This is a genomic window from Bartonella sp. MR168JLCBS, from assembly GCF_042194175.1.
Genome location: NZ_JBHIMP010000101.1, coordinates 1 through 933 on the forward strand (window position 1 = coordinate 1; position 933 = coordinate 933).

Here is a 933-nt window from a genome sequence, read left to right on the forward strand (position 1 = left end):
TACGGGTAATCAGCTTTATATGATGAGCAACCAGCTTGCTGCTTATTTTGGTGGTGGTGCTGGATATGAGAATGGGAAGTGGTTGGATCCAACATTTATGCTTCACCAATTGGGTCCTGATGGCAGTGTTGTTGAGAAGAACTATAAGACTGTAGCGAATGCTTTTGGTGGTGTTGATAGCAGTTTGTCTAATCTCAATGATCGTTTGAAGGCTGTTGAACAAGGGGCATCTCCGGTACCTCCGTCTTCTGATTCTGATGTGTTACATTGGAATGAAGAGAAGGGCGGGTATGATGCGAGCCATAAGGGTCAACCTGGTAAGATTACGGAAGTGGCTGATGGTAATATTGCGCAAGGTTCGAAGGATGCAGTCAATGGTGGACAGCTTTGGGAAACCAATGAACGTCTCTCTAGTGTTGAACAAAAGGTTGATGCTATTGAGCAAGGGATTGGTCAGGTTGTTGATGGTGCTGTTAGCTATGACCGAGATGAGCATGGGAATAAAACGAATAAAATCAGTTTACAAGGTGGTAATGCTGGTGAACCTGTAGTGATTGATAATGTTGCGGATGGGAAGATAGAGAAGGGTTCGAAAGAAGCAGTGAATGGTGGTCAGTTGCATGACTATACGGAACAACAGATGAAGGTTGCTCTTGATGATGCGAAAAAATATACGGATGAACGTATCAAGAATATCACTGTTGATGCCATTAATGATGCTGTTTCTCAGGCTAAAGACTATACAGATATGAAGTTTGAGGCTTTAAATTATGGTATTGAGGGTGCCCGGAAAGAAGCGAGGCAAGCAGCGGCTATAGGTTTAGCGGTATCTAACTTACGTTACAATGATACACCTGGAAAATTAAGCATTGCATTTGGAAGCGGCTTATGGCGTAGTCAAAGTGCATTTGCCTTTGGTGCAGGTTATACATC

The 933-nt window shown here is 43.2% G+C and carries 1 protein-coding gene; it reads left to right on the plus strand.

Annotated elements, in window-relative coordinates:
- On the plus strand, nucleotides 1-933 hold a 933-nt coding region (locus tag ACFIK8_RS09420), incomplete at both ends, for a Vomp family autotransporter (protein WP_375669269.1).